At 67.6% G+C, this 20,223-nt stretch carries 23 protein-coding genes and 1 pseudogene; 14 read left to right on the top strand and 10 right to left on the bottom strand.

Annotated features, from left to right (window positions below):
- The first annotated feature begins 3 nt into the window (after positions 1–3).
- Positions 4–438 carry a DUF1810 domain-containing protein gene (locus tag MRAB57_RS22520; protein WP_077089308.1) on the top strand — a complete coding sequence of 145 codons (435 nt, stop codon included), beginning with the start codon at positions 4–6 and terminating at the stop codon, positions 436–438.
- Here the strand turns inward: MRAB57_RS22520 and MRAB57_RS22515 are convergent.
- Genes MRAB57_RS22515 through MRAB57_RS22505 form a run of 3 tightly spaced genes read right to left on the bottom strand, consistent with a single transcriptional unit; the run spans position 435 to position 2,918 of the window.
- Positions 435–1,748 carry an alpha-amylase family protein gene (locus MRAB57_RS22515; RefSeq protein ID WP_077089307.1) on the bottom strand — a complete coding sequence of 438 codons (1,314 nt, stop codon included), beginning with the start codon at positions 1,746–1,748 and terminating at the stop codon, positions 435–437. The two genes, MRAB57_RS22520 and MRAB57_RS22515, sit on opposite strands and share 4 nt — an antisense overlap.
- Positions 1,749–1,768: 20 nt before the next feature.
- Complete coding sequence (locus MRAB57_RS22510; RefSeq protein WP_077089306.1) at positions 1,769–2,305, bottom strand: alkyl hydroperoxide reductase; 537 nt, start codon at positions 2,303–2,305, stop codon at positions 1,769–1,771.
- 25 nt (positions 2,306–2,330) lie between these two features.
- The gene (locus MRAB57_RS22505) at positions 2,331–2,918 is read right to left on the bottom strand and encodes a peroxiredoxin (RefSeq protein ID WP_077089305.1); all 588 of its coding nucleotides are present in this window, start codon (positions 2,916–2,918) and stop codon (positions 2,331–2,333) included.
- 103 nt (positions 2,919–3,021) lie between these two features.
- On the opposite strand from MRAB57_RS22505, the gene MRAB57_RS22500 reads away from it, so the two are divergent.
- From MRAB57_RS22500 to MRAB57_RS22485, 4 genes are all read left to right on the top strand, one after another.
- Complete coding sequence (locus MRAB57_RS22500; RefSeq protein WP_077089304.1) at positions 3,022–3,957, top strand: hydrogen peroxide-inducible genes activator; 936 nt, start codon at positions 3,022–3,024, stop codon at positions 3,955–3,957.
- 127 nt (positions 3,958–4,084) lie between these two features.
- Positions 4,085–4,786 carry a hypothetical protein gene (locus MRAB57_RS22495; protein ID WP_077089303.1) on the top strand — a complete coding sequence of 234 codons (702 nt, stop codon included), beginning with the start codon at positions 4,085–4,087 and terminating at the stop codon, positions 4,784–4,786.
- Between the two features lie 10 nt (positions 4,787–4,796).
- Positions 4,797–5,240, top strand: a complete 444-nt coding sequence (locus MRAB57_RS22490) for a TIGR03618 family F420-dependent PPOX class oxidoreductase (RefSeq protein ID WP_077089302.1) — start codon at positions 4,797–4,799, stop codon at positions 5,238–5,240.
- A 16-nt stretch (positions 5,241–5,256) separates the two neighbouring features.
- Positions 5,257–6,015 (top strand): enoyl-CoA hydratase/isomerase family protein, encoded by a 759-nt coding sequence (locus MRAB57_RS22485; protein WP_077089301.1) that lies wholly within the window; start codon positions 5,257–5,259, stop codon positions 6,013–6,015.
- 30 nt (positions 6,016–6,045) lie between these two features.
- Here the strand turns inward: MRAB57_RS22485 and MRAB57_RS22480 are convergent, their stop codons facing one another.
- Positions 6,046–6,243 (bottom strand): (2Fe-2S)-binding protein, encoded by a 198-nt coding sequence (locus tag MRAB57_RS22480; protein WP_077090781.1) that lies wholly within the window; start codon positions 6,241–6,243, stop codon positions 6,046–6,048.
- A gap of 253 nt (positions 6,244–6,496) precedes the next feature.
- Here MRAB57_RS22480 and bfr point away from each other — a divergent pair, with 253 nt between their 5' ends.
- The 5 genes from bfr (at position 6,497) to MRAB57_RS22455 (ending at position 12,198) form a co-directional block, all read left to right on the top strand.
- The gene (gene bfr, locus MRAB57_RS22475; RefSeq protein WP_077089300.1) at positions 6,497–6,985 is read left to right on the top strand and encodes a bacterioferritin; all 489 of its coding nucleotides are present in this window, start codon (positions 6,497–6,499) and stop codon (positions 6,983–6,985) included.
- Positions 6,986–7,069: 84 nt separating this feature from the next.
- Positions 7,070–9,163: an MDR family MFS transporter gene (locus MRAB57_RS22470; RefSeq protein WP_077089299.1), complete on the top strand. Its 2,094-nt coding sequence runs from the start codon at positions 7,070–7,072 to the stop codon at positions 9,161–9,163.
- Positions 9,164–9,205: 42 nt separating this feature from the next.
- The gene (locus MRAB57_RS22465) at positions 9,206–9,700 is read left to right on the top strand and encodes a carboxymuconolactone decarboxylase family protein (RefSeq protein ID WP_077089298.1); all 495 of its coding nucleotides are present in this window, start codon (positions 9,206–9,208) and stop codon (positions 9,698–9,700) included.
- 30 nt (positions 9,701–9,730) lie between these two features.
- Complete coding sequence (locus MRAB57_RS22460) at positions 9,731–11,074, top strand: type I glutamate--ammonia ligase (RefSeq protein WP_077089297.1); 1,344 nt, start codon at positions 9,731–9,733, stop codon at positions 11,072–11,074.
- Positions 11,071–12,198, top strand: coding sequence for an amidohydrolase family protein (locus MRAB57_RS22455; RefSeq protein ID WP_077090780.1), 1,128 nt, complete (start codon positions 11,071–11,073; stop codon positions 12,196–12,198). Before MRAB57_RS22460 ends, MRAB57_RS22455 begins: the two co-directional genes overlap by 4 nt.
- Here the strand turns inward: MRAB57_RS22455 and MRAB57_RS22450 are convergent.
- Entirely contained in the window at positions 12,185–13,549 is a 1,365-nt protein-coding gene (locus MRAB57_RS22450; RefSeq protein ID WP_077089296.1) for a phenylacetate--CoA ligase family protein, read from the bottom strand. The two genes, MRAB57_RS22455 and MRAB57_RS22450, sit on opposite strands and share 14 nt — an antisense overlap.
- A gap of 49 nt (positions 13,550–13,598) precedes the next feature.
- Here MRAB57_RS22450 and MRAB57_RS22445 point away from each other — a divergent pair, with 49 nt between their 5' ends.
- From MRAB57_RS22445 to MRAB57_RS29440, 3 genes are all read left to right on the top strand, one after another.
- The gene (locus tag MRAB57_RS22445; protein WP_077089295.1) at positions 13,599–15,008 is read left to right on the top strand and encodes an amidase; all 1,410 of its coding nucleotides are present in this window, start codon (positions 13,599–13,601) and stop codon (positions 15,006–15,008) included.
- A gap of 89 nt (positions 15,009–15,097) precedes the next feature.
- Positions 15,098–15,298 (top strand): hypothetical protein, encoded by a 201-nt coding sequence (locus tag MRAB57_RS22440; protein WP_077089294.1) that lies wholly within the window; start codon positions 15,098–15,100, stop codon positions 15,296–15,298.
- A gap of 122 nt (positions 15,299–15,420) precedes the next feature.
- Positions 15,421–15,549: a hypothetical protein gene (locus MRAB57_RS29440; RefSeq protein WP_281254387.1), complete on the top strand. Its 129-nt coding sequence runs from the start codon at positions 15,421–15,423 to the stop codon at positions 15,547–15,549.
- Between the two features lie 60 nt (positions 15,550–15,609).
- Here the strand turns inward: MRAB57_RS29440 and MRAB57_RS22435 are convergent, their stop codons facing one another.
- Positions 15,610–16,053 (bottom strand): limonene-1,2-epoxide hydrolase family protein, encoded by a 444-nt coding sequence (locus tag MRAB57_RS22435; RefSeq protein WP_077089293.1) that lies wholly within the window; start codon positions 16,051–16,053, stop codon positions 15,610–15,612.
- A gap of 80 nt (positions 16,054–16,133) precedes the next feature.
- On the opposite strand from MRAB57_RS22435, the gene MRAB57_RS22430 reads away from it, so the two are divergent.
- Positions 16,134–17,048 (top strand): dienelactone hydrolase family protein, encoded by a 915-nt coding sequence (locus MRAB57_RS22430; RefSeq protein WP_077089292.1) that lies wholly within the window; start codon positions 16,134–16,136, stop codon positions 17,046–17,048.
- Positions 17,049–17,085: 37 nt separating this feature from the next.
- Here MRAB57_RS22430 and MRAB57_RS22425 read toward each other — a convergent pair whose 3' ends face one another.
- The 4 genes and pseudogenes from MRAB57_RS22425 to MRAB57_RS22410 all read right to left on the bottom strand — a co-directional run bounded on the left by MRAB57_RS22425 (position 17,086) and on the right by MRAB57_RS22410 (position 20,216).
- Positions 17,086–18,408 carry a cytochrome P450 gene (locus MRAB57_RS22425; RefSeq protein WP_077089291.1) on the bottom strand — a complete coding sequence of 441 codons (1,323 nt, stop codon included), beginning with the start codon at positions 18,406–18,408 and terminating at the stop codon, positions 17,086–17,088.
- 60 nt (positions 18,409–18,468) lie between these two features.
- Positions 18,469–18,857 (bottom strand): annotated as a pseudogene (locus MRAB57_RS22420) (lipoprotein LpqH).
- 28 nt (positions 18,858–18,885) lie between these two features.
- Complete coding sequence (locus MRAB57_RS22415; protein ID WP_077090779.1) at positions 18,886–19,716, bottom strand: SDR family oxidoreductase; 831 nt, start codon at positions 19,714–19,716, stop codon at positions 18,886–18,888.
- Positions 19,717–19,742: 26 nt separating this feature from the next.
- The gene (locus tag MRAB57_RS22410; protein WP_173813962.1) at positions 19,743–20,216 is read right to left on the bottom strand and encodes an SRPBCC family protein; all 474 of its coding nucleotides are present in this window, start codon (positions 20,214–20,216) and stop codon (positions 19,743–19,745) included.
- Positions 20,217–20,223: the final 7 nt, after the last annotated feature.

Raw genomic sequence — 20,223 nt, 5'->3', positions numbered from 1 at the left:
CATATGGACTCCGCGGACGACCCCTTCGATCTGACACGTTTCGTTGTCGCTCAGGCCCCGGTCTACGACACCGTGCTCACGGAGCTGCGCGACGGCCGAAAGCGCAGCCACTGGATGTGGTTCGTGTTCCCGCAGCTGCGCGGGCTGGGCGGCAGCCCGACCGCGGCCCGGTATGGCATCGCCTCGCTGCAAGAGGCCCGCGCCTACCTGAGCCACGACCTGCTGGGCCCGCGGCTGCGTGAGTGCACGCAGCTGGTCAACCGGGTGCAGGGACGGTCGGCAGCGGAGATCTTCGGTTCGCCCGACGACCTCAAACTGCGGTCGTCGATGACGCTGTTCGCACTGGCGGCCGAGGACGCCGGCGACTTCACGGCGCTACTCGACAGGTACTACGGCGGCGAGCAAGACGCCCTGACGCTGAACCAGCTGCAGCGCTAGGCGGGCTGCAGGATCCGCCAGCCGTGCGGCTCGACGACCACCGCGTCGACGAGCTCCTGGGGCGGGGCCGAGGAACCGGCGAGCACCTGCGCGCGCGCCGTGCCCAGCTCCGGCAGCGCGAGGTGCAGCGGCTCGTCGTCGATGTTGAGCGCGACCAGCAGCGCGTCGTCGCCGTTTCGGGTCGTGTAGACGTAGTGGCGATTAGTCAGCCGCACCGAGGTCGTCCTCGCCGCGTGCAGCCACGGGTGGCGGCGCCGCAGGCCGACCAGATACTGGTGCAGGCCCCATACCTCGGTGCCGAAGTCGTCCAATGGAACTGGGGGAGAACCGAACTCGGGGCGCACCGCGTCGTCGCCGCCGAAGCGCTCTTCCTTGACGCCGCGAAACCCGAGCTCGTCGCCGGCGTAGATGCTGGGCACGCCACCGATGGTCAGCATGATCACCAGCGCGTGCGCCAGGTGCTCGGGGCGCTCGAGTTGGCTGGCGATCCGCGTGACGTCGTGATTGCCGACGAATGTCAGCGGCGGGAAGCTGTCCAGCAGCGCGGCGTGCCGCTGCAGCCCCCAGTCCAGTTCGAAGAAGTTGCCGTCGTTGAGGCTGCTCCAGATCGCCTTCCACAGCTCGTACTGGGTGGCCGAATCGAACCGGGCCGCCTCGACCACGCCGGCGTAGTCGCCGTGGATGAGCTCGCCGACGAACCAGGCATCCGGAAAGCTCTCGCGTACCATCGGCAACACCGTCGCCCAGAACTGTTGCGGCACAGCATAAGCCGCGTCCAGCCGCCACCCGTCGACGCCGCGCCGCAGCCAGTGCGTCATCACCTCGACGACGTAGTCGACAACTTCCGGGTTCTGGTGGTTGAGGGTGATGAGCCCGCCATGGCCTTCGAAGGTGTGAAACCGGCCCGGCCGTCCGCGAAACCAGCGCGCCGCCGCGTCGTCGTGCTCGGCGTCCCGATGCATTCCGAACTCCGCACCGACGTGGTTGAACACCCCGTCGAGCAACACCCGCAGGCCACGACGGCGCGCCTCGGCGATGACGTAGTCGAAATCGTCGTCGTCACCGAGGCGCGGATCGATGCGGTAGTGGTCGGTCGTGTCGTAGCCATGGGTGCGCGAGGCGAAGATCGGCCCCAGCGCAATTCCGGAGGCGCCCAAGGCAATCGCGTGGTCAAACCAGTCGACCAGGCGCCGCAACCGGTGCTCGCCCGGCTCGGGCGGGGCCGACCCCTCGGGCGTGGGAAACGCTCCCACGAAGCCCAAGGGGTAGACCTGCCACCAGATAGCGTGTGAAACCCAGGTCGGCGTCATAGGTGAGCCACGGCGCTCGATCAGCCGACGCCGGCCAGCGTCTCGGCCGTGGTGATCGCCTGCGCCACACCGGCGACGATGGACGCCACCTTCAGCGCTTCCAGGATCACCTCGCGATCGACACCGGCCTCGCGCAGCGTGTGCTCATGGGCAACCACGCAGTGCGAGCAGCCGTTGATCGACGAGACCGCGAACGACCACAGCTCGAAGTTCGCCTTGTCCACGCCCGGATTACCGATGATGTTCATCCGCAGTCCGGCGCGCAGGTCGTCGTACTTGCCGTCCAGGAACCCGCGGCCACGGTAGAACACGTTGTTCATCCCCATGATCGACGCGGCCCCCAGCGCCGCCTGGTACGCCTCGGCCGACAGGTTGTCGGCGGCCTCGGCACCAATCTCGCTCAGCACCTGGGTGTTTCGCGTTGCCGCGGCGCTGGCCAGCAAGGCGCCCCAAAGCTGTTCTTCGTTCAGCACCGTGGTGCGGCTGATCGAGCCCAGGTTGAGCTTGAGGTCCTTTGCGTACTCGGGCAGCGCTTCTTTCAGATTGTCGATGCTCATCACAACCTCCAGATCGGACCCGAAATCACGCGGACGCCTTGAGCAGCTCGCCGGCGTCCAGCGTCGGGTCGCCCTTGCGCCAGTTGCAGGCGCACAGCTCATCGGATTGCAAAGCGTCCAGGACCCGCAGCACCTCGTCCACGTTACGCCCCACGGATCCTGCGGTCGCCGAGACGAATTGGACCTCGTTGTTGGGGTCGACGATGAACGTCACGCGGTCGGCCACGCCGTCGGCGTTGAGCACCCCGGTCGCCAGCGCGAGTTCACGCTTGATGTCCGAGAGCATCGGGAACGGCAGCTTCTTGAGGTCGTCATGCTGCGCGCGCCACTGGAAGTGCACGAATTCGCTGTCCACGGAGACGCCGAGCACCTGCGCGTCGCGGTCTTCGAACTCGTCGTTCAGCTTACCGAACGCGGCGATCTCCGTCGGGCACACGAAGGTGAAGTCCTTCGGCCAGAAGAAGACGATGCGCCACTTGCCCTCGTAATCGTCGCTGGAGATGGTCTTGAAGTAGTCCTCGGGCTGCTGCGCGTCGACCTTCGACAGGTCGCCACCGATCAGCCCGGTGAGCTCGTACGCGGGGAACTGGTCGCCAATTGTCAGCAGAGTCATGTCTGCTCCTTATCTGGATTAATTCAAGTTTAAGTGGTCACTCACTATGTTGCCGGGAGGGACGTCTGAAGTAAAGGTGATATATCGCACTATACTTATCGGCATGACCGATAAGAGTTTTCAGCCGACCCTGGCCGGGCTGCGGGCGTTTGTCGCGGTCGCCGAGAAGCGCCATTTCGGCAGTGCTGCAACGACTCTCGCAGTCAGCCAGTCGACGCTGTCACAGGCGCTGGCCGCACTGGAAGCCGGGCTGGGCACCCGGCTCATCGAGCGATCGACCCGGCGTGTCCGGTTGACACGGGAAGGCGTGGAACTCCTCCCGCTTGCCCAGGCCGCGGTTGCCGCGGCGGATGCGTTCAGCGCCGCGGCTACCGGGACGTCCGATCCGCTGCAGGGCAGCCTGCGCCTGGGCCTGATCCCGACCGTCGCGCCCTACGTGCTGCCGAGCGTGTTGGCCGGGCTGGCGGTCCACCTGCCCGCGCTGACGTTGCGGGTGATCGAGGACCAGACCGAGCGACTGCTGGCCGCGCTGCGCGACGGCGGGCTGGACGCGGCGCTGATCGCGCTGCCCGCCGACACAGCGGGCATCACCGAGATCGGAATCTACGACGAGGATTTCCTGCTCGCCGTGCCGCCCGGGCATCCGCTGTCGGGCAAGCGCCGGGTGCCTGCCGCCACGTTGGCCGACTTGCCGCTGCTGCTGCTGGACGAGGGACACTGCCTGCGCGACCAAGCTCTGGATGTCTGCCAAAAGGCCGGTGTGCGAGCCGAACTCGCCGATACCCGGGCCGCGTCGCTGGCGACCGCGGTGCAGTGCGTGACGGGCGGATTGGGAGTGACGCTGATTCCGCAGACCGCCGCGCCCGTCGAGGCCGCGCGCAGCCAGCTCGGGCTCGCGCAGTTTGCGAATCCACGCCCGGGCCGGCGAATCGGCCTGGTGTTCCGCTCGTCGAGCGGTCGTGACGAATCGTATCGGCGCCTCGCCGCCATCATCGGGGAGTCAGTCGCCGGTGAACAGCGGGTAAGCCTGGTCAAATAGCGGCTATCCGGCAGCGGCCGAGAGCGCATCCAAGAGAGCGTGGCAGGGGCGTTTCGCCCGCGTCTGCGAAGCACTACTGCAATCACCGTCCGCAATCGCGCGGCGGCGGCGGTTGTAGGTTCACCCTATGGAAAAGGTGATCGCCGTCCTGATGCGTGCCGACCCGAGCGACGAATGGTGTACTCAACTGCGAGGTCCGGTCGCAGACAAGCTTTTGGCTCTGGGCCTGCCGGGCCTGGCCGTCAACGTCCGCGACGACGCGGTGGGTGGCTCCCTGATGACGATGACGGTGCTGGACCCGCCCATCGGCGCGGTGGTGAGCATGTGGACCCAGCAGTGCTACGGCGAGCAGATGACCGCCGCGCTGGAGCTGCTCGCCGCGGAATGTGAGCAGCTGGCCGCCTACTTGGTCACCGAATCTGCCCCGCTGCCCGGTCCTGATATCGAACCCGGCGCTCGCACAATCGGTTTCGCGAATGTCGTAATGCTGCGCCGGCCGGCCGAGATGGAGCAGGCGTTCTGGTTGGACCGGTGGCAGCTGCATCAGACATCGGTGGCGATCGAAACGCAGTCGACGTTCGGCTACACCCAGAACTGGGTGGTGCGCACCCTCACCCCCGGCGCCCCGGGAATCTCGGGCATCGTCGAGGAGTTGTTCCCCGCGGAGGCGATAGCCGATCTGCACGCGTTTTTCGGTGCCGCCGGCGATGACGACCTGAAGGACCGCCTGGGCCGGATGGTCGCCAGCACGAGTTCGTTCGGCGCCAATGAGAACATCGACTCGGTGGCAACGAGCCGCTACGTGTTCAGGACGCCGTTTCACACGTAAGGGGAGCGAGATGACCACAGTGCAAGACGCCGTAGGGCTGGCCGCGGCGGACAGCGGACTCGCGGTCATCTCCACCGTGCGCGCCGATCAAACCGTGCAGGCGTCGCTGGTCAACGTCGGCCTGTTGGCCCATCCGGTAACGGGGGAGCAGGTTCTGGGCTTCACCACCTACGGCAAGGTCAAGCTGGCCAACCTGCGGGCGCGGCCGCACCTGGCCGTCACCTTCCGCAACGGATGGCAGTGGGCGACGGCCGAGGGCACCGCCGAGCTGGTCGGTCCGGACGATGCCCAGCCATGGCTGACCGACCCCGACGCGTTGCGCCTGCTGCTGCGCGATGTGTTCATCGCCGCGGGCGGGACCCACGACGACTGGGACGAATACGACCGGGTGATGGCCGCCGAGCGGCGTGCGGTGGTGCTGATCGCGCCCACCCGCGTGTACAGCAACGGGTGACGTTTAGGCTGCAGCCGTGACGCTGCAGATCGACGACCACAACCGGGTTCGCACGCTGATGCTGAACCGGCCCGAGGCGCTCAACGCCTTCAACGAGGCCCTCTACGACGCGACCGCCGAGGCGCTGCTGGCCGCCGCCGACGACCCCGAAGTCGCGGTGGTGTTGCTTACCGGCACCGGGCGCGGCTTTTCCGCGGGCACCGACCTCGCCGAGATGCAGGCCCGCATCACCGATCCCGACTTCACCGAGGGCAAGTACGGCTTCCGCGGCCTGATCGACGCGCTCAGCGCGTTCCCCAAGCCGCTGATCTGCGCGGTGAACGGCGTCGGGGTCGGGATCGGCGCCACCATCCTCGGTTACGCCGACCTGGCCTTCATGTCGTCCGCCGCCAAACTGAAGTGCCCGTTCACCAGCCTGGGCGTGGCTCCGGAAGCGGCGTCGTCGTATCTGCTGCCGCAACTAGTGGGCCGGCAGAACGCCGCCTGGCTGCTGATGTCCTCGGAGTGGGTCAGCGCCGAGGAGGCGTTGCGCATGGGCCTGGTCTGGCGGATCTGCGAACCCGAGGAGCTGCTGCCGGAAGCTCGTCGGCACGCCGAAATCCTTGCCTCCCGGCCGATTTCGAGCCTGATGGCCGTCAAGCACACGATGGTCGAGCCGGTCCGCCCGGAGATCGCGGCCGCGACGGCGCGGGAGAACGCCCATTTCGCCGAGCTGATGGGCACCCAGGCCAACGCGGCGGCCTTGGCCGATTTCGCGGAGCGAAAGCAAAACTGAAGCACCGGCCGGAAGAAGAACTGAAAGAGGCTAGCCCGATACGGCGGACTCGAGCGCGGTCTCGACGTGCTGCGACGCCTCGATGATCGCCCGCACGGAGCGCCGGCAGCGTCCGCAGTCCAAGCCCGCGCCACACGCCGCGGCCACTTCTTTCGAGGTGGAGGCGCCGCGGGCCACACATTCGGCCACCGTGTGGTTGGTGACGCCGACGCACAGGCAGACGTACATCAGCACCCCCTCCGCACGCGGGCGGCCACCCGGACTGGCCTCATATTAGTGGAGTCTAACCTAAGCAAGTAAGCCGACGCTAACCTAAGTTTCGCGTGCCGGATGCCCCACAAGCCACACTGAGCACAGCCAAACCTTGCTGGAACATTCCAAATTTGCATGGCACAGTCAGCTACAGCCAGGCAGTTGCGCCCCCGCGCGGCCCGCCTGCAGCGGCTCGACACGACAGCCTTCACACGCATAAGGGAGTGACATGCAAGGGGATCCGGATGTTTTGCGTCTGCTCAACGAGCAACTGACCAGTGAACTGACCGCGATCAATCAATACTTCCTGCATTCCAAGATGCAGGAAAACTGGGGCTTCACCGAGGTTGCTGCGCACACCCGCGCGGAGTCCTTCGATGAGATGCGTCACGCCGAGGCCGTCACCGACCGCATCCTGCTGCTCGACGGCCTCCCGAACTACCAGCGCCTCTTCTCGCTGCGCATCGGCCAGACGTTGCGCGAGCAGTTCGAGGCCGACCTGGCCATCGAGCACGAGGTGCTCAACCGCCTCAAGCCGGGTGTCATCATGTGCCGCGAGAAAGAGGACAGCACCAGCGCCTTCCTGCTGGAGAAGATCATCGCCGACGAGGAAAACCACGTCGACTACCTGGAGACCCAGCTGCAGCTGATGGAGACGCTGGGCGAGCCGCTGTACCTGGCGCAGTGCGTCTCCCGGCCGCCGGGTTCGATCGCCTAGCCCGACCCGCCGTCGCGCGGCGCTGCGATTGCCGCGGTTGAGTCCGGGCACCCGTTAGCATCGAACGCCGACGGGAAGGCAGGCATGACGAGCCCGAGAGCAGCATCCACCCCAGCGACCCAGACCCGCCCCGCGGCGGATTCCGCACCCAGCGGCGAACTGATCAGCCCGCAGCGCCGCAACCTGATCTTCGTGGCGATCGTGCTCGGGATGCTGCTCGCAGCGCTCGACCAGACCATCGTCGCGACGGCGCTGCCGACCATCGTCGCCGACCTCGGCGACGCGGGACACCAATCCTGGGTCGTCACCAGCTATCTGCTGGCGTCGACGATCGTCACGGCGCTGGTCGGCAAGCTCGGCGACCTGTTCGGCCGCAAGCGCGTATTCCAGGTCGCCATCGTCTTCTTCGTCATCGGGTCGGTGTCCTGCGGGCTGGCCCAGTCGATGGGCATGCTCGTCGCGGCGCGGGCCCTGCAGGGACTCGGCGGCGGCGGGATCACCGTGACGGCCAGCGCGCTCATCGGCGAGGTGGTCCCGCTGCGCGAGCGGGGTCGCTACCAAGGCATCCTGGGCGCGGTCTTCGGGGTCACCACGGTCGTCGGCCCGCTGCTCGGTGGCTATTTCACCGACTACCTCACCTGGCGGTGGGCGTTCTGGGTGAACGTGCCGATCTCGGTAGTGGTGATTTTCGTTGCGGCGGCGGCCATTCCGGCGCTGACATCGGCCACCAAGCCGGTCATCGACTACGCCGGGATCGTGCTGGTGGGCCTGGGCGCCGCCGGGTTGACGCTGGCGACCAGCTGGGGCGGCGTGCTCTACCCCTGGGGTTCGCCGACGATCATCGGCCTGTTCGTCGGCGCCGTGGCGGCGCTCGTGCTGTTCGTGTGGGTCGAAAGCCGGGTGTCACAACCGATCCTGCCGCCGCGGCTGTTCGCCAGCCCGGTGTTCACCGTCTGCTGCGTGCTGTCCTTCGTGGTCGGCTTCGCGATGTTGGGCGCCATGACGTTCCTGCCCACTTTCATGCAATACGTCAACGGGGTCTCGGCGACGACGTCGGGCCTGCGCACGCTGCCGATGGTGGTCGGGATGCTGATCACCTCGACGGGCAGCGGCACGCTGGTCGGGCGGACCGGCCGCTACAAGATATTTCCGGTCGCCGGCACCGCGTTGATGGCGCTCGCGTTCCTGCTGATGTCTCGGATGGACCCGGGTACCTCGGCGCTGATCCAGTCGCTGTACCTCGTCGTGCTGGGTGCCGGCATCGGATTGTCCATGCAGGTGCTGGTTCTCATCGTGCAGAACACGTCGAATTTCGAAGACCTCGGCGTCGCCACCTCGGGTGTTACCTTCTTCCGCACCATCGGAAGTTCTTTCGGTGCAGCGATATTCGGGTCGCTGTTCTCCAACTTCCTCAAGACCCGGATGGGCGCGGCCCTGGCCGCCAGCGGTGTATCGCCCGAGGCGGTCAGCTCTCCGGGCGCCCTGCATAGGCAGCCGCATAACGTGGCCGCACCCATCGTGGCGGCCTATTCCCAATCGCTGAGCGAGGTGTTCTTGTGGGCGGCGCCCGTCGCCCTGGTCGGGTTCGTCCTGGCGCTGTTTCTGCGCGAGGTGCCGCTGCGCGACATCCACAACAGCGCAGTCGATTTGGGCGACGGGTTCGGCATGCCCAGCACCGACACACCAGAACGCATGCTGGAGAACGCGATCGCGCGCATGCTGCGCGGCGACCCGGGAGTGCGGTTGCGCAGCATCGCGATGCGCCCCGACTGCCGGCTCGACGTCGCCGGGCTGTGGGGCGTCATGCGGATCTACCGCTTCGGGCAGATGTACGGAACGGCCCGCCTCACCGACATCGGCGACTCGATGCGGATCCCTTTCGAGGTCCTCGAGCCCACGTTCGGCCGGCTGGTGTCCGGCGGCTACGCGCAGCGCGACGGCGACCGGATGTGGCTCACCCCGACCGGCGGCCAGCAGGTCGATTACGTGTACTCGCTGCTGCTCGGCTGGATCGTCGACAAGCTCGCCCGTTCGCCCAGCTACCAGGGCCGGCCGGACCGCCGGGCGGTCGAGGCCGCCCTGGAAAACATCGCCCATCGCGTTCTCACCCAGCGAGATTGGCACGATGACACGCCCAGCACCGTGGCGCTGCCCGCGGGTGCCGGCGGCAAATATTAGAACGTGTTCCAAAAATCGCGGACGCGGGCGTACCATCACGCCATGAGCCGAATCGGAACTTTCGCTGACGACGACATCTACAGCTGGGCCACCACGTCTCCCGACCTCGGCGGCGCAATCGCCAACTTCAGCCAGGCCGTCTACACCAAGAACCGGCTGCCCATGCGCACCCGCGAAATCGCCCGGGCCGTGATCGCCCACGACAACGAATGCACCGTGTGCCAGAACACCCGTGACGCCGACGGTCCCGCCGCGGGCGTCGACGAGGAGCTCTACGAGCACGCGCTGGAATGGCGCAGCTGGCCGGGATTCAGCGAGCAGGAGCGGCTGGCCGCCGAGTTCGCGCACCGGTTCGGCACCGAGCACACCAAGTTGCGCGACGACGAGGACTTCTGGAGCCGGGTCAACGAGCACTTCTCCGAGGAGCTGCTCGCCGACCTCGCCATGTCCTGCGCGTTGTGGGTCGGCATGGGACGCATGCTGCGGACCCTCGACATCGGCCAGACCTGCATGTTGACCCTGCCCAGCCGGGCCTAGTCATCGACCGCAACCGCTGCTAAGGCGGCCATGACACCCGTGCCGGACGTCGACGCGGTGGTGGCCGTTCTGGAGGCCGAGGGCGTCGACACCGTCATCGGCACCGTGGTGAACCCGGCCGGGCTCACCCACGCCAAGGCGGTCCCCATCGGACGCGTCGCCGCGTTCGCCGATCCCGGTCTGGGCGCCAGCCCGTCGTGGCACGCCTTCGCCATCGACCAGACCGGCATCGCCTTCACCGACGACGTCGGCGTGGTCGGCGATCAACGCGTCCGCATCGACCTGGCGGCGCTGCGCAACCTCGGCGACGGATTGGCATGGGGCCCCGCGGCTTTCTTCGAGCAGGACGGAAGCGCGGTCGCGGCCTGCGGCCGCGGGACGCTGAGCCGCGTCGAGGCAGCGCTCGCCGACGCCGGCCTCGCGGCGACCGTCGGCCACGAGATCGAGTTCGTTCTGGTCGATCCCGACGGCGGCCGGCTGTCCTCCACGCTGTGGGCCCAGTACGGGTTGGCCGGCCTGCTCGAGCGCGAAGCCTTCGTCCGCGACGTCCTCGCCGCGGCCGCGACCGCGGGCGTCGGCATCGAGCAGCTGCATCCCGAGTACGGGGCCAGCCAGTTCGAGATCTCGCTGTCGCCGCTTCCCCCGGTGGCCGCCGCCGATCAGCTGGTGCTGGCGCGGATCATCGTCGGCCGCGCCGCCCGCCGCCACGGGCTGCGCGTCAGCCTGTCACCGGTGCCATTCGCCGGGAGTGTCGGATCCGGTGCCCATCAACACTTTTCGCTGACCTCGCCGCAGGGCCCGCTGTTTTCCGGCGGCGCCGGTGCGGCGGGCATGACGCCGGCGGGGGAGAGCGCTGTGGCCGGAGTGCTCCGCGGGCTGCCCGAGGCCCAGGGCATGCTGTGCGGATCCATCGTGTCCGGGCTGCGCATGCAACCGGGGAACTGGGCCGGGGCCTACGCGTGCTGGGGCACCGAGAACCGGGAAGCGGCCGTGCGATTCATCAGGGGCGGCCCCACCGCCGCGAACGCCGAGGTGAAAATCGTCGACCCGTCGGCGAACCCGTATCTCGCGTCGGGCGCGATCCTGGGGCTGGCGCTCGACGGGATCCGCGGCGACGCGACGCTGCCGCCGGAGACGACGATCGACCCGGCGCGACTGTCCGAAGCCGAGCGCGCCGGCGCGGGCATCGTCCGGCTCCATGAAGGGCAAGCGGACGCCATTGCCGCGCTAAATGATTCGGCGCTGCTGCGCGGCATCCTGGGCGACGCGGCCGTCGACATGGTCGTCGCGGTGCGCCGCCTCGAACACGAGCGGTACGGAACTTTGAACCCCGAGCAGCTGGCAGACAAGTTCCGGATGGCGTGGAGCCTGTGACGGTGCCCGAATCCTCAGCGCTGGCCGAGCACATCGGCGCGGCGGCGCTGATCGACCAGCATGCCCACGGGTGCTGGCTGCAACAGGGGGACCGCCCGCGCTTCGAGAACGCGCTCAACGAGGCCAACACCGAGCCGTTGACGGAGACGGGCTTCGATTCCCAACTCGGCTTCGCGGTGCGCGCCCATTGTGCGCCCATCCTGGGGCTGGCCAAACACGCCGAGCCGCAGCAGTATTGGGAGCGCCGCAGCGAATTCGCCGAGCGCGAGATGGCCGGCCTGTTCCTGCGGGCCGCCGGAGTCAGTGACTGGCTGGTGGACACCGGGATCGGCAGCGACGTGGCCGAGATTTCCGAGCTGGGCGAGCTGTCGGGCAATCGCGCGCACGAGGTCGTGCGGCTGGAACAGGTCGCCGAGCAGGCCGCGCGCGCAGCAGGGGACTACGCGTCGGCCTTCCGCGAGATCCTGCATCGCCGCGCCGCCAAAGCGGTGGGCACCAAGTCGATCCTGGCCTACCGCGGCGGCTTCGACGGCGATCTGACCGAGCCGACGGCCGCGCAGATCACCGAGGCCGCCGCCCGGTGGCGCGACCGCGGCGGCACCCGTCTGGACGACCGGGTCCTGCTGCGGTTCGGGTTGCACGAGGCGCTGCGGGTGGGCAAGCCGCTGCAGTTTCACGCCGGCTTCGGCGATCGCGACTGCGATCTACACAAGGCGAATCCGCTTCACCTGCTGGACTTCTTGCGGCAATCCGGCGATACACCGATCGTGTTGCTGCATTGCTATCCCTACGAGCGGGAAGCGGGCTACCTGGCGCAGGCGTTCAACAACGTCTACCTCGATGGCGGCCTGAGCGTAAATTACCTTGGGGCCAGGTCACCCTCGTTCATCGCCCGGCTGCTGGAGATGGCGCCGTTCCGGAAAATCCTCTACTCGTCGGACGGGTTCGGTCCCGCCGAGCTGCATTTCCTGGGTGCAACGCTGTGGCGCAACGGCATTCACCGGGTGCTGCGCGGCTTCGTCGAGAGCGACGAATGGAGCGAGTCCGACGCGATCCGGGTGGTCGACCTGATCGCGCACGGGAACGCCGCCCGCGTCTACCGCCTCGGCGCTACCGGGGGATGAACCGCCGCAGTTTCCCGCTGCCCTGGTGGCGGGTCAGACCGTCCACCACGCGGACCTGAATCCCCCGCTGCGGCAATCCGTATCGGCCCAGCATGGCGACCAGCGCGGAGGTTAGGGCGGCCGCATCCGGATCACCCACAACGAGGATGTCGGCCCCGGTGGCGGTCTGGACGACCTGATATTCGGACACCCGGGGATCGGTGCCCAGAATGTGGCGGAACGCGATCGCGGGGACCGTCGTGTCGCCGTAGCGAAAGTCGTCGTCGCGGCGCCCGCCGATATCGGCGACGCGCGCGAAGGCGCTTCCGCAGGCACACGCGCCGGGCAGCGGAATGACTTGGTCGCCAAGGTCGTAACGAATGAACGGGAACGTCCGGTTGGCCAGCCCGGTCGCGAGCGTTCGCGCCGCCGGCTCGTCGGGACCGACCGGCGTTCCGTCCTCGTCGACGCGCTCGAGAATCACCTCGTCCTCGCACAGATGCAGCCCCTCGCCGCCCCCGCAGCCGACCGCCTGCACCCCGATTTCGGTCGACCCCCAGGTGTTGTGGATCGGAACGTCCCACGCATCGCGGATGGCCTGCCGGTCCTCGTCGAGCAGCGGCTCGGAGTTCGTGCTCACCCGCACGGGACGGATGCGCAGGTCGCCCGCACTGGCGGCCCGGGCAAGGCGGCCGATCACCGACGGATAGCCGACCAGGTGTGTCGGTTGGGCGGCCGCGACGGCGTCGAGCACCTCATCGAACGGGGCACCCGCGGCGATCACGACGGTTTCCATGTTCGGGGCGGTCGCGATGTCGAACAACGGCGTGCTGGCATGCGGCGGAATGCCCGCCTCCAGCACCGCGAGCCGCGGAGTTCCGGCCGGCCCGGCCGCGCGGCGCTCCGCGCGGGCCTGGGTTCGCCACGCCAGGCAGGCCGCCGAGACGAAGAACTGCCAGTCCCACACGTAGACACCGCGCACGCCGCTGGAGCCACCGGAGCTGAAGATCTGCTGATCGTCTGCGTTATACGAAAACCATTGCTGCTCAGCAATAATCCGCTCCGCGCGGGCGCGGTCGAGGCCTTGTGTCGTGACGATGGCGTCCCACTGTTCCTGGGCGTCCCGCTTCGTCATCATCGGCAGCGAGGCCAGATCGGAGATCGTGGCGCGAGCCGGGTCGAGGCCCTGCAGGCGCCGCGCGTGAAAAGGTGAGCACTCTTGGGCGTACCGGAGCAACGCTCGCAAGCGGTGATTCTGATGGCGCTCAATCTGTTCGCGCGACCAGTCCAGCCGGGCGATGTGGTCCTCGAGAGACGACCGCACCACAGCGAGATGTGCTGCGCGCATACGCTCGTAGGCCGCCCGCGGCATCACCAAAGTCTTCCACGCCCGGGCAACCCCGGTTGTAAGTTCACTGACTATGACCGACCTGTGCCACCTGCCGGCTCACGAGCTGGTCCGCATGATGTCTCACGGGACGGTCTCCTGCCGGGAAGTGACCGAAGCGCATTTGGCGCGGATCGAGGCGGTCAATCCGGCCATCAACGCGCTGGTGGTCGCCGCCGATCCCGAGGAGTGCCTGCGGCAGGCCGACCGCGCCGACGAGCGCGCCGCACGCGGCGATCCACTGGGCAAGGCGCACGGGCTGCCGGTGGCCATCAAGGACCAGCTGCTGGTCGCCGGGTTGCCCTGTTCCGGCGGCATCAGCGCGTTGCGCGCGGTGGCCGATGTCGATGCGACGGCGGTGGCGAGGCTGCGAGCCGAAGGGGCTATCGTCCTCGGCCTCACCAACACTCCGGAACTGGGCCGAGGCGCCGAATCCAACAACAATCTCTACGGCCGCACCAACAATCCGTACGATCTGGCCACGACACCCGGGGGCAGCAGCGGTGGTTCGGCCGCGCTGGTCGCCGCGGGCGGTGCCGCCCTGAGCGTGGGCACCGACGAAGGCGGCAGCGTCCGGCAACCGTGTCATAACAGCGGGATTGCCGGACTCAAGCCGTCGCACGGCCGCATTCCTCGAACGGGAAATGTATTCGGAAGCGCCCCAGGGATTTTCGGCCCGTTCAGCCACTACGGCCCGATGGCGCGATCGGTGCGGGATCTCTTTCTGGGTCTGTCGATCATGAACGGGCCCGATCTACGGGATCCCTACGCGGTACCCGTGCCACTGGGCAGTCCCGACGAGGTCGACCTCGCCGGACTGCGCGTCGCCACCTACCTCGACGACGGCGTCTCGCCGCCGACCAACGAGGTCGCCGCCGTCGTCTCCGCGGCGGCCGATGCCATGGAGGACGTGGCCGCGTCCGTCCGACGCGCCACTCCCGGCTGCGTTGGTCGCACGGTGGAGGTGCTGTGGAAGACGTTGCTGGGCGGCGACGGGGGACGGGGAGCCGAGGAGGAACTCCGGGCGCTGGACATCACCGATCCCTCCGAGGAACTGGCCGAATTTGTCCGCCAGGCGCGCGAGATCGAGTGCTCGGTGACCGAGTTCCGAGGCAAACTGGCCGACCTCGACGCCTACCGCGTCGAAATGCTGGAATTCATGGCCGATTACGACGTGATCGTCTGCCCCGCGATGCCGACGCCCGCCAAGCCGCACCACCACGGCCTCGTCGAGATCAACGACTTCTCGCATCTGATGGTGCACAACGTCACCCGGTGGCCCGCCGCGGTTGTCCGGTGTGGGACGTCTCGCGACGGCTTGCCCATCGGAGTTCAGGTCGTCGCGCGACCCTGGCAGGACGCCACCGCGCTGGCCGTCGCGGGCCATCTGGAAAAGGTGTTCGGGGGATGGCGGCCGCCGCCCCTGGTGCTGGACTCCGCCTAGATCATTTGCCCGGCTGGCGCCGCCGGCCCCTGATAGTCTTCGGCCCCATGGCCGTCACATCGGGTCCCTGGCCCGTGGTAATCGGTGTAGTGAGCGCCGCCATCGTTGGCGTCATCTTTCCGCTCCGGAAAATGCGGCAATTCGCCCGATTAGCCGAGAACGCGCGGCGGCTGGAAGCCCGGGCGCGCCACCTTCAAGGCGAGCGCGCGGCGACGGAGGCGGAGGCCCACGTCGTGCAAGAGCAATTGCGCCTCATGCGCGAACATCCGGAATTGTTCGGCCCCCAGTAACGCGCCGCTGGGAAATGGCTGAACACGTCGCCGCGGCGAAAGGTGCCGCGCGCCTCGCCCATTGGACTGGGGTACAATAACGCGACTGCAATCGGGTAGCAGTGCCAGCAAAGGGGTCCGTCATGACACGTTTGACCAGCAAGATCGCGGCGATCGCGCTAGTAGTCGCCACCAACCTCGTCCTGAGCGGATCCTGCGGCGTTCCGGTCACCATCACGTGCCCCGACCCATACAGCTGCGTGGGCGCATAACAGCAAACGGGCCCCACTAGTTTCACGAAACTAGTGGGGCCGCTTTTGCGGTAAAACCGGTCAGACTAACGCCGAGGCGTCAAAGATCCAGCTGGTATCCGCATTTGCCAGATTTTCGAAATGATTTGGTGGCGCGAAGCTGACGAGGCTATTCATGTCCCAATAGTCTTTCCAGACCGTGACTTTTCCATCGACCACCTTGTGAACGGTGACGAACCTGAGCACGCCTTGCTCGCCGGTCGCGAACGTCCATGTCTCGGAGTGTTCGTAGATGACGTCGGAACCGCTGGAAACCAGTAGCCCGTCGTGGTTTTCGTAGCCGGCGAGCGGCTCGAGACCCATGCGCAGCCGTTTGACGGTGTCCTCGGGTCCGCGGGCCGCCAACGCGGGGACCGGCATGTCGACATAGAGACAATCCGTTGCCAGGAAAGTCTTGACCGCATCCCAATCGCGGCGCGACAGCGCCCGCCACAGCCCGACGACGACATCCTCGACCGCAATCATAGAAACTTCTGTCATAGCGGCAAATAAACCCGGTCGCCGGATGGGTGTCAACCACCGAATCCCGGTGGATACTCGCCAGAATGACCCCCTTGCAGCGGTACCTCGCCGAGGAGGTCGCGACCGACCACCTCGACGGCCTGCTGACCAGACGCGACGCGCTGCGGCGGCTGGCGCTCCTCGGCCTGGCCACCTCGGCCGCCGCCGCACTGATCTCGGCCTGCACCGACCAGCAAAAGGCCGCCGAGGTGCCCACATCCGCGGCCCCCGAGCCGCCCACCGCGGCCACCCAACCGCCCGGCGCGGCAAAGGCGCTGCCCACCGCCCCGATCACCTGGCGGGGTCAGCAGGGCGACCTGCAGGGGGCGTGGGCGCAGGCGCCCAATTCCAGGGGCGGTGTCCTGGTCATCCACGAGAACAAGGGATTGACCGATTGGGTGCGAACGGTGGCCGGCCGCCTGGCCGGGGCGGGCTTTTCGGCGTTGGCCATCGACCTGCTCTCGGAGCAGGGCGGGACCTCCGCCTTCGGCGATCCGGCACGGGCGACCGCGGCCCTGGGCGCCACTCCGCCCGAACAGTTCATCCACGACCTCAACTCCGGCGTCGCCGAGCTGCGGCTGCGCGCGCCCGGGCAGAAACTCGGCGTGGTCGGCTTTTGCTTTGGCGGCGGGCTGGTTTGGCAATTGCTCGCCGACGGCGCCCTGGGGGTGTCGGCCGCGGTTCCGTTCTATGGGCCGCTGCCCGACAAGACCGACTTCACCGGGGTCAAGGCGGCGGTGCTGGCTCTCTACGGGGCGCTCGATACGCGCGTCACCGGTTCCATGCCGACGGCCAAAGCCGCTCTCGATCGGGTCCGGCTGGTCAACGACCTGGTCGTCGAACCCAGCGCCGATCATGCGTTCTTCAACGACACCGGCCCGCGCTACAACCCCGTCGCCGCGGCCGATGCCTGGCAACGGCTGGTGGACTGGCTCGGCCGCTACCTGGGACCGCAATGATCCTGCGCCGCACGAAGATTGCGCCCAACCAGACTCCCTAGCTGTCGATGCCGGCCATCGAGCGGGCCCGCCCGAGCGCGACCGGCAACGTCGACCAGCCGCGCAGCACCCGGGTGCCCCGCCGGCTGCCGACGCCCGCCGCGCACACGTCGGGGAAGTGCTCGAAGAACGTCCGCAGCCCCACCTCGCCCTCGGCGCGGGCAAGCGCGGCTCCCAGGCAGAAGTGCCTGCCCCCGGAGAACGCGAGATGCCTTCCCGCATTGGGCCGTTCGATGTCGAAGCGATGCGGATCGGGGAACACGGCCGGATCCCGGTTGGCGGCCGCGAGATAGACGACGATCAAGTCGCCACGATTGATCTGCTTGCCCGCGAGCTCGACATCCTTCAGTGCGACGCGGGCGGTGAGCTGCACCGGGGAGTCCAGCCGCAGGATCTCCTCGACGGTGTTGGGCCACAACTCGGGGCGCTCGCGCAGCGTGCGCAGGTGCTCGGGCGCATCCAGCAGCATCCGAATTCCGTTGCTCAACAGGTTAACCGTCGTCTCGAAGCCGGCCGCCAACACCAGTCCGGCGATCGCCAACAGTTCGGTGTCGTCGAGATGCGTTTCGGCAGGGCCACTTTCGGACGTCTGGATGAGCTGGCTCATCAGGCTGTCGCTCGGGGAGCGTCGCAGTTCCCGTAGATGGTCGGCCAGCCAGAAGTTGAATCCGGCGATTCCCCGTTGGACGCTGCGGTATTGGCGCCACGGCAGCCCGATGTCCAGGCTCGGCGCAGCCAGCTCACCGAATTCGAGCACCCGGCCGCGGTCTTGGTCGGGCACGCCCAGGATGTCGCTGATGATCGCGACCGGAAGCTGCGAGCAATACCGCGCCACGATGTCGACGACACCGGACTCGTCGGGCAGCTGCTCCAGCAGGCCGACGGCGGTCTGCTCCACGCGGTCGCGCAGCCCGGCGACGGCCCTGGGGGTGAACACCGCCGACACCGACTTGCGATAGCGGGTGTGGTTCGGCGGTTCGACGGCCAGCAGCGACGGCGGCCGCAGCGGATGCAGCAGGTCGTCGCGCGTCCGCTGCTCCAGCCAGGCGATCGGCCCCGGCAGGTTCGACCCCATCATCAGCACCCGGAAGTCCTCGGAGCGCAGCAGCTCGCCCGCGAGGGCGTGGTCGACCGCCAGATAACTGACGCGACTCTTCACCAGCGCGCCCCGCGCCCGGACTTCGTCGTAGAACGGCACCGGATCGGCGGCCACCTGCGGATCGGCCACCAACCTGGAATTCAGGTCACCCCGCCGTACCCCGATCGCTGCCGCACCCCGGAAAAACCCGTGCATCGCAAGCCAATGCAACCTCTCCTTCACAGCCCCTCCGTCGAAGTGGTCGTCTTCGTCAAGCCTAGGCCGGAAAGGCGCCAGGCCCGATCAGCACTCGGCGGTGAGCTTGAAATCCGTGGTGACGACTTTGTTCGGATTGCTCGCGTTGATGCCGTAAGCGCTGCCCGTGATGGTGTACGAGGCGTCCTTGACGTCGACGCGACCCCGCCCTCCCAGACGCTGCCGGTGAACCCGGCGAAATTGCGGATCTTCACCCACTCGGGGATGGCCCGGTAACCGCTGAGCAGCACCACCGCTTCGATCTGGCTGTCGTGGTCACGGATGTCGATCGTCCGGTACCCCTGCAGCTGACTGCACTTGGCGGGGCGCGTGCTGTGCGTCGTCCCGTCGATGGTCAGCTGCCCCGCCGCGCGTGGCGTGTTCGGGTGGCTTCCGCAACCCGCGACGCTGGCCACCACGACAGCAGCGGCGATCATCTCTTTTCGCACCGGCTCCGCTCCTTCACTACCGATCCGACATCAACCCGGGCAGGGATTTGACGATGCGTCCCCGCACAAGTTCCGGGCTCAGCCCCTTGAGCAGGTCAATCCAGCGGATACTCTTCGGCACGTACCAGTGCAGCCGTTTCGGGTGGTGGTAAGCCTGCCATGCCGCCTGCGCGACGCTGTCCGCGGGCATCAGCCGGAACAGGCCCTTTTTGGGTGCGGCGGCCCGGAATTCCTCGGGCGACTGCGGCACCTCGCCACCGCCGGAGTGGTTGCGGGTCGAGGTCAGGATGGGGGTGTCAATCAGGCCGGGAAGCACGTCGGCGACCCGCACTCCGTGCCGCTGCCATTCCACGCTGAGCGCCTCGGTCAACCCTTTGACGGCATGCTTGGTCGACGAGTAGACGGCGATGCGCGGCATGCCGTAGGTGGCCGACGACGACGACGTCGAGAACATCAGGCTGCCCGGGGTCTTCTTCAGGTAGGGCAGCGAGCTGTACGCGCCGGTCAACACCGCTTTGAAGTTGACCTCCACGACGCGCATCGCGGCCTCGTGCGGCACGTCCTCGTACCAGCCCGATTCGCCGATGCCGGCGTTGTTCCACATCATGTCCAGCCCGCCGCCGGCGTTACCCGCGCAAAAGTCCGCCAGGGCGCCGTCCAGGGCCGCCTTGTCCGTCACGTCGACGGCTCGGGTCCACAGGCGCTCGTCGCCGAGCTCCCGGCCCAGCGTCGCCAGGCCGTCGTCATTGCGATCCACCGCGCCGACCCGCCAGCCGTTGGAATGAAAGAGTTTTGCCCCTTCGCGGCCCATGCCACTGCCCGCTCCGGTGATGAAGACCGATTTCACGACACCCGGCATGAAAGCCTTCCCTGTCAGCCCGCTTCGACCACGTCTTTGATGCGATTCAGCGTCTTGGTCATATCACGGACGTTGCGCCGCTTCCGGAGGAAACCGCCGAACACCCAGTACACGCTGAGCAACGGGGAGGGGGACAGCCGGAAGGACTCGGTCACGTCCGTGCCGTCGCCGGACGGCGCCAGCCGGTAATGCCAGCTGTTGACCACCCTGTCGCCGAGAACTACGGCGAACCCGAATTCCCGACCGGGTTCACATGCGGTCACTTTGCAGGTCGTCCAATAAACCGGACCTATTTCATTTCGCCGGACGTGGCCACGAAATTTCGCGCCGAGCGCCGGGCCGGTCGCATCGCCAAGCCACTCCGCTTCCATTACTTCGGGGGAGAACCGTCCAGTGTTACGGACGTCCGCGATCAGTTCCCAGATCTTCGCCGCGGGCGCCGCCATGTGAACCGTTGCCGAACCTTCCATGCCCCGATCCAAACACATGTGCCGA

Source organism: Mycobacterium rhizamassiliense (assembly GCF_900157375.1).
GTDB lineage: Bacteria > Actinomycetota > Actinomycetes > Mycobacteriales > Mycobacteriaceae > Mycobacterium > Mycobacterium rhizamassiliense.
Note: the sequence above shows the minus strand (reverse complement) of the source record. Positions and strands in the feature narration are given on the sequence as shown.